16 protein-coding genes are annotated in these 13834 nt (G+C 65.2%); 9 read left to right on the forward strand and 7 right to left on the reverse strand.

Annotated elements, in window-relative coordinates; all coding sequences use genetic code 11:
- Window positions 1-36: 36 nt before the first annotated feature.
- Window positions 37-651, forward strand: a complete 615-nt coding sequence (locus tag ACWIEX_RS13870) for a PilZ domain-containing protein (RefSeq protein WP_454033623.1) — start codon at window positions 37-39, stop codon at window positions 649-651.
- 39 nt (window positions 652-690) lie between these two features.
- On the opposite strand, the gene ACWIEX_RS13875 is transcribed toward ACWIEX_RS13870, so the two are convergent.
- Window positions 691-1329, reverse strand: a complete 639-nt coding sequence (locus ACWIEX_RS13875; RefSeq protein WP_454033624.1) for a glutathione S-transferase family protein — start codon at window positions 1327-1329, stop codon at window positions 691-693.
- Between the two features lie 361 nt (window positions 1330-1690).
- Here ACWIEX_RS13875 and ACWIEX_RS13880 point away from each other — a divergent pair, with 361 nt between their 5' ends.
- Window positions 1691-2326, forward strand: coding sequence for a transglutaminase-like cysteine peptidase (locus tag ACWIEX_RS13880; protein WP_454033625.1), 636 nt, complete (start codon window positions 1691-1693; stop codon window positions 2324-2326).
- A 144-nt stretch (window positions 2327-2470) separates the two neighbouring features.
- Here ACWIEX_RS13880 and ACWIEX_RS13885 read toward each other — a convergent pair whose 3' ends face one another.
- Both ACWIEX_RS13885 and ACWIEX_RS13890 read right to left on the reverse strand, forming a co-directional pair.
- Window positions 2471-3001 carry a gamma carbonic anhydrase family protein gene (locus ACWIEX_RS13885; protein WP_454033626.1) on the reverse strand — a complete coding sequence of 177 codons (531 nt, stop codon included), beginning with the start codon at window positions 2999-3001 and terminating at the stop codon, window positions 2471-2473.
- A 54-nt stretch (window positions 3002-3055) separates the two neighbouring features.
- Window positions 3056-3382: a DUF6949 family protein gene (locus ACWIEX_RS13890; protein ID WP_454033627.1), complete on the reverse strand. Its 327-nt coding sequence runs from the start codon at window positions 3380-3382 to the stop codon at window positions 3056-3058.
- A gap of 314 nt (window positions 3383-3696) precedes the next feature.
- On the opposite strand from ACWIEX_RS13890, the gene ACWIEX_RS13895 reads away from it, so the two are divergent.
- Together ACWIEX_RS13895 and ACWIEX_RS13900 are read left to right on the forward strand one after the other, a co-directional pair.
- Window positions 3697-4632 carry a hypothetical protein gene (locus tag ACWIEX_RS13895; RefSeq protein WP_454033628.1) on the forward strand — a complete coding sequence of 312 codons (936 nt, stop codon included), beginning with the start codon at window positions 3697-3699 and terminating at the stop codon, window positions 4630-4632.
- Between the two features lie 384 nt (window positions 4633-5016).
- A complete protein-coding gene (locus ACWIEX_RS13900) occupies window positions 5017-5736 on the forward strand; it encodes a hypothetical protein (protein ID WP_454033629.1) in 720 nt (239 codons plus the stop codon).
- A gap of 180 nt (window positions 5737-5916) precedes the next feature.
- Here ACWIEX_RS13900 and ACWIEX_RS13905 read toward each other — a convergent pair whose 3' ends face one another.
- On the reverse strand, window positions 5917-6129 hold the full coding sequence (locus ACWIEX_RS13905; protein ID WP_061967041.1) for a DUF3126 family protein: 213 nt from the start codon (window positions 6127-6129) through the stop codon (window positions 5917-5919).
- Between the two features lie 170 nt (window positions 6130-6299).
- Between ACWIEX_RS13905 and ACWIEX_RS13910 the strand changes: the two genes are divergently transcribed.
- Window positions 6300-7676 carry a serine hydrolase domain-containing protein gene (locus tag ACWIEX_RS13910; protein ID WP_454033630.1) on the forward strand — a complete coding sequence of 459 codons (1377 nt, stop codon included), beginning with the start codon at window positions 6300-6302 and terminating at the stop codon, window positions 7674-7676.
- An 80-nt stretch (window positions 7677-7756) separates the two neighbouring features.
- Complete coding sequence (locus ACWIEX_RS13915; RefSeq protein ID WP_454033631.1) at window positions 7757-8095, forward strand: hypothetical protein; 339 nt, start codon at window positions 7757-7759, stop codon at window positions 8093-8095.
- Here ACWIEX_RS13915 and ACWIEX_RS13920 read toward each other — a convergent pair.
- On the reverse strand, window positions 8092-9414 hold the full coding sequence (locus tag ACWIEX_RS13920) for a serine hydroxymethyltransferase (RefSeq protein WP_454033632.1): 1323 nt from the start codon (window positions 9412-9414) through the stop codon (window positions 8092-8094). The two genes, ACWIEX_RS13915 and ACWIEX_RS13920, sit on opposite strands and share 4 nt — an antisense overlap.
- Window positions 9415-9540: 126 nt before the next feature.
- Between ACWIEX_RS13920 and ACWIEX_RS13925 the strand changes: the two genes are divergently transcribed.
- Entirely contained in the window at window positions 9541-10431 is an 891-nt protein-coding gene (locus ACWIEX_RS13925; protein WP_454033633.1) for a LysR family transcriptional regulator, read from the forward strand.
- A gap of 5 nt (window positions 10432-10436) precedes the next feature.
- On the opposite strand, the gene cysE is transcribed toward ACWIEX_RS13925, so the two are convergent.
- Window positions 10437-11285: a serine O-acetyltransferase gene (gene cysE, locus ACWIEX_RS13930; protein ID WP_454033634.1), complete on the reverse strand. Its 849-nt coding sequence runs from the start codon at window positions 11283-11285 to the stop codon at window positions 10437-10439.
- A gap of 188 nt (window positions 11286-11473) precedes the next feature.
- Complete coding sequence (locus tag ACWIEX_RS13935; RefSeq protein WP_454033635.1) at window positions 11474-12241, reverse strand: alpha/beta fold hydrolase; 768 nt, start codon at window positions 12239-12241, stop codon at window positions 11474-11476.
- Between the two features lie 117 nt (window positions 12242-12358).
- Here ACWIEX_RS13935 and ACWIEX_RS13940 point away from each other — a divergent pair, with 117 nt between their 5' ends.
- Window positions 12359-13318 (forward strand): acetyltransferase domain-containing protein, encoded by a 960-nt coding sequence (locus tag ACWIEX_RS13940; protein ID WP_454033636.1) that lies wholly within the window; start codon window positions 12359-12361, stop codon window positions 13316-13318.
- Window positions 13319-13499: 181 nt separating this feature from the next.
- Window positions 13500-13751, forward strand: a complete 252-nt coding sequence (locus tag ACWIEX_RS13945; protein WP_454033637.1) for a zinc-finger domain-containing protein — start codon at window positions 13500-13502, stop codon at window positions 13749-13751.
- The last annotated feature ends 83 nt before the right edge of the window (window positions 13752-13834 follow it).

A 13834-nucleotide genomic window follows, 5' to 3' on the forward strand; every position in this document is an offset into this window, starting at 1 on the left:
CACCTAGGATCACCCGGGAATCCAGGTCGGTAATTGATGTTGAGCGCCCTCAAAACGCCCCGTGCGGCTGCTTTCCCTGCTGAGCGCAGGCGGCATTTCCGTATGAAGGTCGTGCTGCTGGGGCGCTACATGCTGCCGAACCGCATGGAATATCCCTGCCAGTCGATCGACATCTCGCCTGGCGGCGTCCATCTCGCGGCGCCGGCCAAGGCCCGGCCCGGCGAACGCGTCATCGTCTATCTCGAGCATCTCGGCCGCATCGAGGGCACCTGCGTGCGCACCACGGCCGAAGGTTTCGCGATGACCATCACCGCGACCAGCCGCAAGCGCGAGAAATTCACCGCGCAATTGACCTGGCTGGCCAATCGCGAAGAGCTCGGCCTGCCCGAGGATCGCCGCCACGAGCGCATCGTGCCGCGCAATCCGCGTTCGGTCCTGACGATGGATGACGGCGCCGAGCATATCGTCCGCATCATCGACATCTCGCTCTCGGGCGCCGCCTTTTCCAGCGACCTCGACCTGCCGATCAACACCCCGGTCCGGATCGGCACGACGCCGGCCCGCGTCGTGCGCCGCTTCGACGGCGGCTATGCCGCCGAGTTCCGCTTCCCGCTCTCGGCCGACCTGCTCGACGAGAACCTGGAGCTCTGACGCCCGCTTTGCGGGCCTCCTGCCCTTTCCGCATCACGCTCAAGCGCGCCGCTTCGCGTCGGCGGCCTTGAACAAGGCGGTCTGATCGGCCTGGGCCTTGCGGAAGGCCGGGCGATCGGTGATGCGGGCGATATAGGCCTCCGTCGCCGGCCGGTCGCCGAAGGCGCGGAGCTTCTCGACCCGCAGCACATCCGCCATCAGCAGATCCGCGACGGTGAAGCGGCCGGCCGCGAGCCACTCGCGTTCGCCCAGAAGCGTTTCGAGCTGGCCGAGGCGCATGTCGAGCCACCCCGTCAGTTGATTGTCGGGAGCTCCGGTCACTGTCAGGAACCACCAGGGCACGGCGACCATCTCGATCGAATTGAGCGCGGCCAGCGTCCATTGCAGCGTGTCCGCTTCTCCGATCGGATCGATCGGCATCAGCGTCTCGCTTTTCCGGGCCAGATGCAGCAGGCCTGCTCCGCTCTCGAACAGCTTCACGTTGCCATCATCCAGGAACGGAATCTGGCCGAAGGGCTGGCGCGCGAGATGATTGGTCTCACGACCGTCGAACGGGATGGTGCGAACGTCGTAGGCGAGGCCGGCTTCCTCGCACGCCCATCTCAGCCTGAGATCGCGAACGAAACCCCACACGCCCTTGGGCACCCAATCATAGGTCCAGATCGTCAGTGCAGTCATAGCGAGCCTTTCGAACCTGAGTCGGTTGGGAACAATTCCTCATCGCAGGCTGGCGTTCCACTCGATGCTGCGGCCCTCTCCACGGCTACGCCCGGAATCGGTGGGTCGACCGGCGCCCTTCCTGCACCTCGGCGCGGTAACGAATGATTAGGTTAATCGACCCTTTCAGCACAACGAACAATTAATAGTTAACGCTTGGTTGTTCCATCGCATCGAATCATTACTTCCGATTTCGAACAAGGTTGATCCTGATTTTTACTTGGCCGCCCTACCGGCCGAATACATAAATTTGTACGTTTCCATTTCAGTTCGAATCCATCTGCCGCCGCGCATCGTCTCCCCGGGACAGAAAGGGGACGACATGCTCTCACTCCATCGCAATCTGATTGGTACCGCACTGGCCGCCATGGTCGTCATGACCGGCGCAACCGCGGCACAGGCCCAGGGCTCGGCCGGCATCCCGGTGGCGAGCCTTCCGGCCAATGCTTCCGGCGACGCCCGCGCACCCTATGCCTGGACGGATTTCTGCAAGCGTATGCCGTCGGAATGCCGCACCGACACTCGCGAGGCCGAGCGGATCGAAGTGAACTCCAAGCTCTGGAAGACGATCGTCGCCGTCAACAACACGATCAATCGCGAGATCGAGGCGATCACCGACGAGGATCATTGGGGCCTCGTCGACCGCTGGGACATCCCAACCGACGGCAAGGGCGATTGCGAGGACTACGTTCTGCTGAAGCGCAAGCGCCTGGCCGAAGCCGGCCTGCCCCGCCGCGCCATGCTGGTCACCGTGGTGATCGATGAGGAGAATGCCGGCCACGCCGTGCTGATGATCCGCACCGATCGCGGCGATTTCATTCTCGACAACAAGCGTAACGCCATCCTGCCCTGGAGCCAGACCGGCTACGTCTACGTCAAGCGCGAGTCCCAGTACCGCACGGGCTGGACCTCGCTCGGCGGCGCGCAGACACCGACGGTCGCCTCGGTGCAGCATTGAGGAAGACTGCCGCAGCTACAAGCCGGCTGCGGCGCTAAGAACGGCGAGGCTCGGTCACGTCCCCACCCACCCGTCCCCAAGGGATCGGGTTTCGCCAAGGGCCGGCTTTCCTCATCGGGAAGCCGGCCCGCTTCGTTTTTGGCTTCAATCCAGCCGCTGGAGGCCGGCCGCGAATTGCCGCCAACGCTGCACATAGGCACGCGCCGAAGCCGTGATCCCGTCCGCAGCCTTTTCGTCGAGGGTCCGGATCGCGCGGGCCGGCGAGCCGACGATCAGCGAATTGTCGGGAAATTCCTTGCCCTCCGTCACCAGTGCATTGGCGCCGACGAGGCTGTTGCGGCCGATCCTGGCGCCGTTGAGTACGGTTGCGCCCATGCCGACCAGGCTGTTCTCGCCGATCGTGCAGCCATGCAGGATGGCGCGATGACCGATCGTGCAATTGGCGCCGACCGTCAGCGGAAAGCCCATGTCGGTATGGAGCACGCAGCCTTCCTGGATATTGCTGCCCTCGCCGATCGCGATCCACTCATTGTCGCCACGCAGCACCGCGCCGAACCAGATCCCCACCCCGGCCGCCAGCCTGACGCGGCCGATGACATGCGCATCGGGCGCGAGCCACCAGTCTCCGGCCGGGGCGGTTTCGGGCCTGGTTCCATCGAGCGCATAGAGGGGCATCGGCTTGTCCTGACGGTTCGAGCCCTCAGGATTGCAGGCCCGCAGCGCCCGTCGTCAAGCGCCGAGGAAATGCAGCAGGTCGAGCACGACCCGTCCCGAGACCAGGCTCCAGATCGCCGCGGTCATGCTCGCGAGCATCACGAAGGCGAATGGCCTCCCGTCCGACGGCCGGCTGTGCACGGTGTTGCGCAGGATCAGGAAGGGCGCGCAGAAGACCACCACCGGCACGCTGGCGACGGCAGCGAGACCGCCGGCCTGCAGCAGCTTGAAATCCGCGCGCCGCGCCGTGAACAGCTCGAACGCGCTCGCCAGCAACCCGGCGAAGGCAAAGCCGAGGAACAGGGACTGGAGCGCCTCGACGGCGGAAGGCTGGATGGTCACGGACGCGAACTCTCGACCAGGGCGACGCCCGAGCCTGCCGCATGGTTTACGAACTGTGAAGGAAAGATTTAACCAATGGTAAACAGAGATCGTTAAAAGCCCCGTACCACACGGGATTCCGTTTTTCACGCCCGAGCGAAACAGATCGGGGCGGAACCGGAACCAGGGGGAGTGAGACGGGACAGTGGCAGCTTCCCTGAAGCCACAGCGGCGCTCGCCTAAGGTTGATCTATCTGTCGACCTCAGCGACGAAAGCAGCATCGGATTCGTGCGGCGCTCGGGACGGGATATAAATGCGAAATTGGGCGGGTTTCGTGACGGCCTTTCTCATAGCGGCTTTCTGCGGGGCCGCGACAGTTTGGCTTTTCACTTTGTTGGCCGATCCCTACGACACCGGACGACTTTCCGCTTTTGGGCAACGTCCGCTTTCCTCGATATCAAGCCGCATGGCGGTCGCTAGCCTGGGGCGCAACCCGCAATTCAACGCGGCCATCATTGGCAATTCGCATGTTGCCCCGCTGTCACCACATCGCCTCTCAAGCAGCACCGGATTGGAATTCGTCTCGTTGACATTGCCAGGGGCGTCGACCGCGTCAGAGATGCTGGCACTCAAATGGTTTCTCAAGAACCGAGGAGCCCGCACTCGGGCTATCGTCATTGGTGTTGACGACGTCTGGTGCCGATCGGTTCCTCGATACGTCGAAGAGCCAGTTTTGCCGACATGGCTCATAAGCGAGAGCCTGCTCTCGTATGCAGTCGGGTTGTTTCGGTATGACAGTGTCGAGCAGGCGTTCCAGTGGTTCATCAATCCAGAGAAGGCGACCGCTCGCCCACCCGACCCTCGCGGGTTTTGGGATCTTGAACTCGACTACAAATGGGACAGGGAGAAGGTCGGCCAAGAGCTCGCCAAGCCTTGGGTCAATTCGATCAATTTGACCGGCGAGTACCCGGCCCTTCGTATGCTGGATCAAGCTCTCGATGCTGCTCCAAAGGATGCAGCCGTAGCACTGGTAATGCTGCCGGTTTGGGCGCCAATTATCCCGAAAGAAGGCCCGGCACTGGCTTCAGAAGAAGCATGCAAGCGTGCGTTCGGGGAGTTCATAGCGCGGCGCAAGGGAGGAGTGTTGATTGATGGCAAGACAGCCAGCGATCTGACCAACGACCCGAGTAATTTTTTTGACCGCACCCACTATAGGCGACCGGTTGCTCAAGAGATTGAGAACGAGCTCAAGCAGCGGCTGGGGACGTAGCGGCTTCTGACCGCCTGGGCGCTTAGAGCGGGGCTTGGCGATGAAAGGCCCTCCCCTCGCTCACGACCTCCGCGCCACCTAGGTTTGCAATGAGCGTATCCGGGGCCGGGCGCATCAGCAGATCGCCGCAATGGTCGGCATGTCGCTCCAAATGGTCATAAAGTGCCATCGCCCTATCGACCGGCGCTTGGAAGCTTGGGGACGTCTGCGGAACAACCGTCTGCAAAATCACAACGCGAGAAAAATCTGACCAGCGGCCCGTAGAAGCGGACACCGGAGAGAGATCCAGGATAACCGATGGTTAACCGTACCGGCGCGGTCATGGTTTACGGCGCATTAAGCCGTCGGTGATTCAGTGGTGCCAGTTGATCGCAAGGCACCGGAATGACCGCATCGCTGCCCTACCACCGGCCCGGCCACCAGGCCGCCCATCTGACCTCGATGGTGCGCATGCGCCTGCAGCAGCGGGCCGCTCCGTTGCCGCGCGCCGACGGCGCCCTGCTGAAGGCGGCACTGCTGATCCTGACGGCGGGCGTGCTGGCGACGGCGCTGGCCGTCTACCTGACCCATCGCCGCGACGAACCGGGGGGCGTGCCGCAGCCGGCCCGCGTCGGCGATGTCGCCCTGATGATCCCGAAGGACCTCTCCGGGATCGACGATGATGACGATACGAGCCGGCTCGTCGGCATGGTCCGGTTGCGCCTGGACTGGCCGAGCCTCGGTCCGGCCCAGCCGGAGAACCGCAAGCGGCTCCTTGTCACGCTGAGCCCGCCCGACCGGGTCAACGAGCCGGCGAGGCAGCTCGCGACCTATGCCCGCTTCCTGACCCCGACCGTCTGGTCGAATCCCGGCGGCCTCGTAGTGCGTGGCTTCCGCAAGGGCTCGCCCTTCGAGAACGACGAGTTCTACGTCTCCGTCCCCGATGGCAAGGGCTTTGCCGCGCGCTGCCCGATCGACACCGGCTCCGGGCTCGATGAGCCCTGCCGCATCACCTTCCAGCATCGCGGCATGGACGTGAACATCCGCTTCCCCCGCGCCATCATCGCCGACTGGGCGGTGATGCTCGGCGGTGTCAGGCGGACGCTCGACGGGCTGATCCGGTAGGAAGTCGGCCTTCCAGAGCCCGCAAGAAGCGCCCGAAGCCCTCATCCTGAGGAGCCATTCCCTCGGGAATGGCGTCTCGAAGGATGCTTCAGCAGTCTCTGGAACCTACTGGACCATCCTTCGAGACGCCGCGTCCGCGGCTCCTCAGGAGGAGGGCTCGAGCCTTCGGCTTTGGCGACCTCAGTCCTCGAGATCGACGTCGAGGATCGCCATGGTGAAGTTGAAGGAGCGGTCGCCATCCTCGTCGTCGACATGGATGATGCCGATGAACTCCTCGCCCAGATAGACCTCGGCCGAGTCGTTCTTCTTCATTCGGGCGCGTACGCTGATCGCATGATTGTTGAAGGTGCGGCGCAGATAGCCTTCGAGCTTGGCGAGTTCTGTCTTGTCCACGATCCTGGGTCCTTTCGAAAATTGGCCGGGAGCGATGCCACGACGGGCCGGGAAGGGCAAGCGAAAGCAACCGCAGCGGGCATGGCCGGCCAGCCTTTCCGGTGGTTGTCCGGCATCGGCGGAATCGTGCGATGCTCACACCCTTCCGGAACCGTGACGGACCTGAGATCATGAAGCCGTGGCTTGCTCCCGCCCTCGACTATGTCGCGACCTGGCTCGATTTCCAGCGCCGCCACCATGACCAGCCGGGCTGCGCCGTTGCGATCGCTGACGGCGACGCGATCGTGCTCGAAGCCGCGTTCGGCAGCGCGAACCTCGCGACCGGCGAGGCGTTGACGCCGCGCCACGGCTTCCGCATCGCCTCGCATTCCAAGAGTTTCACCTCGGCCGGCATCCTGCGCCTCGTCGACGAAGGCCGCCTGCGGCTCGACGACGAGGTCGGCAGCCTGATCGACGGTTTGCACCCGGAGATCGCCAGGGTCACCATCGGCCAGGTTCTCTCGAATAGCGCCGGCCTGACCCGTGACGGCCCTGATGCCGGCCAGTTCCTCGACCGCAAGCCCTTCTGCAGCAAGGCGGAACTGCTCGCCGACCTCGCGAAGCCGCCGGTTCTTCCGAGCTCGCAGCGCTTCAAATACTCGAACCACGGCTTTGGCCTGCTCGGCCTCGTCATCGAGGCCGTGACCGGCCAGAGCTACAACGAATGGATCACCGACGAGGTCGTCGCCAAGGTCGGCCTCACCGAGACCAAGCCCGATATCGGGCTGTGGGGCCAGCGGCCGATGGCGAAAGGCCATACCGGCAGGTACTTGCTCGGCCGGCGCGCGATCATCCCGGCCGATAATCACTGCCATGCCATGGCGTCCGCCACCGGTTTCGTCGGCACCGCCGCCGATGTCGCCCGCTATTTCGCGCAGCTCTCGCCAAGTGCCGAGCGCAGCATCCTCTCGGCCAAGAGCCGCCGCGAGATGACGCGCCGGCTCTGGCCGGACGACGAATCCAGCCTCGGCCGCCATTACGGCCTCGGCACCATTTCCGGCGGCGAGGGAGACTGGCGCTGGGTCGGCCATTCCGGCGGCTTCCAGGGCTTCATCACCCGCACCGCGATCATCCCGAAACAGGATCTGACGATCTCGGTCCTGACCAACGCCACCGACGGCCTCGCCCATCCCTGGCTCGACGGCGTCGCCCATATCCTCAAGACCTTTGCGGAGCGTGGTGCTCCTTCGGCCGAGACGCGCGACTGGACCGGCCGCTGGTGGACGCTCTGGGGCGCGACCGATCTCGTGCCCGTCGCCGAGCGCGTGCTCTGCGCCACTCCGGCTTTGCTGACGCCCTTCCTCGACGCCGCCGAGATCGCGGTCGAAGCCCCGGATCAAGGCCGCATCGTCCGCGCGTCGGGCTTCCACAGCCCCGGCGAGACCGTCGCGCTGGAGCGTGACGGAGCAAAGATCCGCTCGGTCAAGATGGCGGGATCGCGCCTGCTCGGCGCGGACGCCATGCGCGCCGAGATGGAAGAGCGCTACGGCGGCGGATCGGGCGCCTAGCCCGTTCCGTTCAAACGCTCCGGGCCTCCGCCACGCATTCGCCGCCTTCCGGTCGCAACCTCCATCGCGAGGGCTGGCCGATGCGTGTTCTTGCCTCGATGATCGCTGCTGTCCTGGTTTCGGGAGCGACGATCGCGCTCGCCCATCAGGCGCCGAGCGGCTGGGACTATCCGTTTTATTGCTGTCTCGATTCTGATTGCGCCCAGATCGAGGCGGAAGCCGTGCGGGAGGTCACCGGCGGCTTCGTCGTCACGATCGCCCCCGGCAAGCATCCGATGTGGTCGAGCGAGCGCAAGAAGCCGCTGACGCTTGAAATCCCGCAGGACAAAGCCAAGCAGTCGCCGGACGGCCGCTGGCATCTCTGCATCGACGATTCCGGCGAACTGCTCTGCTTCTTCGCGCCCGGCAACGATTCCTAGCGCATGAAATGCAGTGTACGGAACCGGCTGCGGAAGGCCGTAACATCTTTCGCCACGGCTTCGGCCGGGCGCGAGCCGTTCAGCCCTTCCGCGATATAACCCGCCAGCTCTGGCATATCCGCCGCATTCATGCCGAAGCGGACGATCTCCGGCGTGCCGAGCCTGAGCCCGTTCACATCGCCCTCGACCGCGGGCAACGGCAGGCCGATGCCGCAGGAGAGGATGTTGACCATGCGCAGCTTCTTCGCCGCCGCCTGCCCGCCACCGTAAACAGCAGCCTCGATCGCGAACTGGTGCGAGGTCGTCATCCCCCGGTCGCGGGCGAAGACCGGCACCTGCCGCTCGCTGAGCGCTTCGGCCAGCGCCTTCGCCGTCCTCGCCATCTCCTGCGCATAGGCGCGGCCATACGCCTTCCAGTCGAGCAGCGAAATGGCGAGCGAGGCCGATTTCGCCGCGTCGAAATTGGCGGTGAGGCCGGGATAGGCGATGGCGTCGAGCTTTCTGGCAATCTCCGCATCATTGGTCACGATCAGGCCCGAGGGCGGGCCGCCGAGGCTCTTATAGGTGCTCATCGTCATCAGATGAGCGCCCTCCTCCAGCGGCTGCTGCCAGCCATGGCCGGCGATCATGCCGGACATATGGGCCGCATCGAACAGCACGAGCGCGCCGATTTCGTCGGCGATGGCGCGGATCTCGCGGATCGGATGCGGGAAGAGGTTGAGGCTGCCGCCGATCGAGATCAGCTTCGGCTTGAGGCGCAGCGCATCGATCCTGAGCTGCCCGACATCGACGGTGTAATTCACCGGATCGATCGGCGCCGGATGGGTGACGATGCCGTAAAGCCCGGCCGCGCCCGCACCGTGATGGGTGACGTGACCACCGATCTCGCCGGGCGGCGCGATGATGCAGTCGCCGGCCTTGGCCGCCACCATGAAGGCATAGAGATTGGCGATGGCGCCAGAGGGCACGCGGATTTCGGCGTACTTCGCCCCGAACACCTCGGCCGCGAGCTCGGCGGCGATGATCTCGATCTGCTCGATCGCCTCCAGCCCCATCTCGTATTTGTCGCCGGGATAGCCGAGCGAGGGCCGCGCCCCGATCCCTGCCGAGAGCAGCGCCTCGGCCTTCGGGTTCATGACATTGGTCGCGGGGTTGAGATTGACGCAGTCGCGCTCATGGATCGTCCGGTTCTCGGTGGCGAGCGCATCGATCCGCGCCGCGATTGCGTCGAGCGGCTGGCTCGCCGTCTCGGTCGCGACCTTAAGCACATAGTCCTCGCTCGCTTGGGGAACCCAGTCGCGCCTGCTCAGTGCCGTCATCTCGCTTGTCTCCCGAACCGACCAATCCCTCGTTGCCGCCATAACAGCGGTTTGCCGGCCCGTGCGCAAACGAGTATTCATCGCTCGCAGGCTGAGGAATTCTCAGCCTCAACCTGGAGCCTTGCCTTGCCGGTCAAGCCGCCGCGTCCGCGCCTGCCCTCGCTCAATGCCTTGCGCGCCTTCGAGGCCGCGGCACGATTGGAAAGCTTCGCCAAGGCCGCCGACGAGATCGGCGTCACGGCCGGCGCCGTCACGCAGCAGATCAGGCAGCTCGAAGCGACCTTGGGCTTCGCGGTCTTCCGCCGCCTACCGCAGGGCGTCGCCCTGACCGAGGCCGCCCGCGAGGCCCTGCCGCGATTGACGCGCGGCTTCGACATGCTCGGACAGACGGTACAGGTCCTGCGCGAAGCCCAACCTAACCGCCCGCTCGCCATCGCCGCCCTGCCCTGCATCGCGCAGCTCTGGCTCTCGCCGCGCCTGCCGGCGCTCCGGACTGCATTCCCGGATCTGCAGATCTCGATTTCGGCGATGGAGGAGCCGCCCGACCCACAGCGCGATCCCTATGATCTCTCGCTGTTCTATCGGGAAGCCACGCCGGCCAGCGGCGGGCTTCAATTGGCGGGCGACGCGATCCTACCGGTTTGCGTCCCCGCTCTTGCTGCAAAGCTCGCGGCGCCAGCCGACCTTGTCACGCAGACACTGTTGCACGATGCGGTCTGGCGCAGTGACTGGGCGCGCTGGCTCTCCTTCGCCGTACCCGGCACGAAGATCGACCCGAGCCGCGGCCCGGCGTTCTCGCTTTACAGCCTGGCGCTGGATGCCTGCCTGTCGGGCTCAGGCGTGCTGATGGGACGGATGAGTCTTGTCGGGCCTCATCTCGCGTCGGGCAGGCTCGTCACGCCCTTCCCGCAGGCCATGCCGACGCCGGACCGGCTGACTCTCGCAGCCGCAACGGCTGCCGGCGCGCATCCGCGCCGGGCCGAGATCATGGGCTGGCTCGCCGGCGCGGCCGACTGAGCGCGTCAGATATAGGCGCCGCAATCGCCGGCGAAAGTCTGATTCATCGAGCGCGAAGGCTCGGCACAGCCCGCTTCCCCGACCACCTTGGCCGGCACGCCCGCCACGGTCTTGTTGCGCGGCACGGGCTGGAGCACGACCGAACCGGCCGCGATGCGGCTGCATTGGCCGACCTCGATATTGCCGAGGATCTTGGCGCCGGCACCGATCAGCACGCCCTTGCGGATCTTCGGGTGGCGATCGCCGCCCTGCTTGCCGGTGCCGCCCAGCGTGACGCCATGCAGCATCGAGACATCGTCCTCGATGACGGCGGTCTCGCCGACGACGAGGCCCGTCGCATGGTCGAGGAAGACGCCCTTCCCGATCTGCGCTGCCGGATTGATGTCCGCCTGGAAAACCTCGGAGCAGCGGGCCTGCAGGTAGAGCGCGAAATCGCGCCGGTCGCGCTTCCAGAGCCAATGCGCCAGGCGGTGGCATTGCAGCGCGTGGAAGCCCTTGAAGAACAGTACCGGCTCCAGCACACGGTAGCAGGCGGGGTCGCGGTCGAGCACGGCCATCACGTCGGCGCGCATGCCGGCACCGATCGTCTCGTCATCCGCCATGGCCTCGGCGAAGCCCTGCTCGATCAGGTCGGCGGTCACGGCGGGGTGGCCAAGCCGAGCCGCGACGCGATGAGCGACAGCAGCCTCGAAGCTCGGCTGGTTGAGCACGGAGGCGACGATCAGGGTACCGAGCGCCGGCTCGGCCGCGACAGCGGCTTCGGCCTCGGTCTGCAGGCGCGACCAGACGGGATCGACCCGGTCGAGCCCGGTTGCAAGGTCGCGTACTTCCACGACGGAGTGCCTCGACGGCATGGTCATTCTCCGAAAAGACGGGTTCAGCGAAAGGACAGCCCGATCTGAAGCAGGCGTCCGCATCAAAAGCTCAAGCCGAACCGAAGTTGAATCTAAAAGCGAGGCAGCGGAATCAGAATTTCAGGGAGGATCGACAACACATTGGCGTCGCCCGCTTTTCTGGATTGCCTGTATACCCCTGCATGCTCTCACAAACGCGCAAGAAAGTCGAGGACGGCTTGCTTGTGGGTCTTGTCGCCGACGGCGAGATTGTGGTCGCGCCCGATGATGTCGAAGGCAACGGCGCCGGGGATGAGCTTCGCCAGCTCCGGCCCGGAGCCGGATACGTCGTCCTTGGTACCGACACTGATCAGCGTCGGCATCGAAATCTGCCCGACCTGCTCGGCGGTCAAGGTCTGGCGCGAGCCGCGGATGCAGGCAGCCAGCGCCTTGAGATCGCTCTTCGTCTGCTCGGCGAAAGCGCGGAACATCCGCTGCATCGGATCGGTCAGGACATCGAGCGAGGGCACCTCCATCGCATCGGCGATGCCGAGCGGCAGCCCCACCCCCTCGACGAGATGGATGCCGAGCCCGCCGAGCAGCAATGCTTCCAGCCGACGCGGATGCGCCAGCGCCAGATGCGCCGAGATACGCGCGCCCATCGAATAGCCCATCACCGCCGCGCGCGGGATGTCGAGATGGTCCATCAAGCGGCGCACATCCTCCGCCATCACCTGCGAGGAATAGGCGGCGGGATCATAGAGCTTCTCGCTCTGGCCGTGGCCCCGATCGTCGAGCGCGACGACCCGGTAGCCGGCATGGGTCAGCGTCTTCGTCCACTGGGTGTTGACCCAGTTGATCATGTGCGAGGAGGCGAAGCCGTGGACGAGCATCACGGTGCGGTGCTTCGGCACGTCGCTGGTCGGCGCCATGTCGATGAAGGCGATCTTCACGCCATCGGAAGAAAAGCTCTGCATGCGGGTCTCGGGTCGCAACGTCGGAATGGTTCCCTTCCCTGCCATGGCCGGGCGGATTTGGGTACCCGCCATGGCGCGACTTGCTTATGAGCGCCCGCCATGATGAACGATGGCCGCATGACCCAGCCCGCCTCTCGCGAATCGTCGCGCCTCGCCATCGTCGACATCGCCCGCGGCGTCGCGCTGCTGGCCATGTTCGTCTACCATTTCGCCTACGACCTCTCGATGTTCCGGCTGATCGAGACCGATATCGTCAGCGAGCCGGGCTGGCGCCTGTTCGCGCGCGGCATCGCCGGCAGCTTCCTGACCATCGTCGGCTTCAGCCTCGTCCTCGCGACGCGCAAGGGCTTCGACAGCACGGCCTATCTCAAGCGCCTCGCCATGGTCGCGGGCGCAGCGACCCTGGTCACGCTCGGCACCTGGCGCTTCATGCCGGGCGATTTCATCTTCTTCGGCATCCTGCACCATGTCGCAGTCGCGAGCGTGCTCGCCCTGCCCTTCCTGCGCCTGCCGACCATCGTCGTCGCGATCGCTGCTGCAATCGCCTTTGCGTTGCCCGCCTTCGTCGCCCATCCGCTGCTCGACCAGCCCTGGGCGGTCTGGCTAGGCTTCTCCCGCGCGGAAATCCACACGGCCGATTTCGTGCCGGTCTTCCCCTGGTTCGGCTGCGTGTTGAGCGGGATCGTGCTGGCTCGCCTCGTCCTGCCGCGCCTGGCCGGTACCGCGCTCGCCGGCTGGCTGCCGGGCAACAAGGCGACCCGAATCATCGCCTGGGGTGGGCGCCACAGCCTGCTGGTCTATCTCGTCCACCAGCCGCTCTTCATCGGCGCGCTGATGCTGGCGACGCAGGTCATCGCCCCGCCTTCGCCGGAGGAACGCGCCTTCCGGACCGATTGCCAGCGCAGCTGCGCCGGCCCGAACGCCCCCGAGCAGGTCTGCCGGATGGTCTGCGCCTGCACCGTCGAAGGCCTCAAGCGCGAGCAGCTCTGGCAGAAGGCGCTCGACAACCTGCTCTCGCCGCAGGAAAGCGCCCGGATGACCGAACTCGCCCAGGGCTGCCTGCGCGACGGGCGCTGATGCGAAACAGCGCACTGTCGCATTTTCGAGCGAAGTGGGCACCGGTTCGCGTGAAGAAAATGCGACAAAACAAAAGACTAGAGCATGTTCGCGTTTCGGAGAAATGCGGAAATGCTCTGGCGCTGGACCGGCTCACGCGATAGGTTGCGGCCGAATTCCAGCCTTTCGAAGAGCAACGACCATGGCCGCGACCGGCATTCCGCATTTCCACAACGACCTCGGCGTTCCCGTCATCAAGGTCGGCGCGCATGAGTTCATGTGCATCGGCGCCAAGCCGCCCTTCGACCACCCGCATGTCTTCCTCGACATGGGCGCGGATCACGAGATCATCTGCCCATATTGCTCGACGCTGTTCAAATACGAGCCGTCGTTGAAGGGCGCGGCCTGTATCCCGCCGGAATGCGCCTATTCGGATTCGGCCAAGGCCGCCTGAGACTCAGCACACTCTACCGGCGGCGCGGATTCTGAGGGGCATCCGCGCCTCGTCTTCCAGCATCATCATCGAAGGCGCCCGAT

This window comes from Allobosea sp. NPDC055353 (assembly GCF_053644975.1).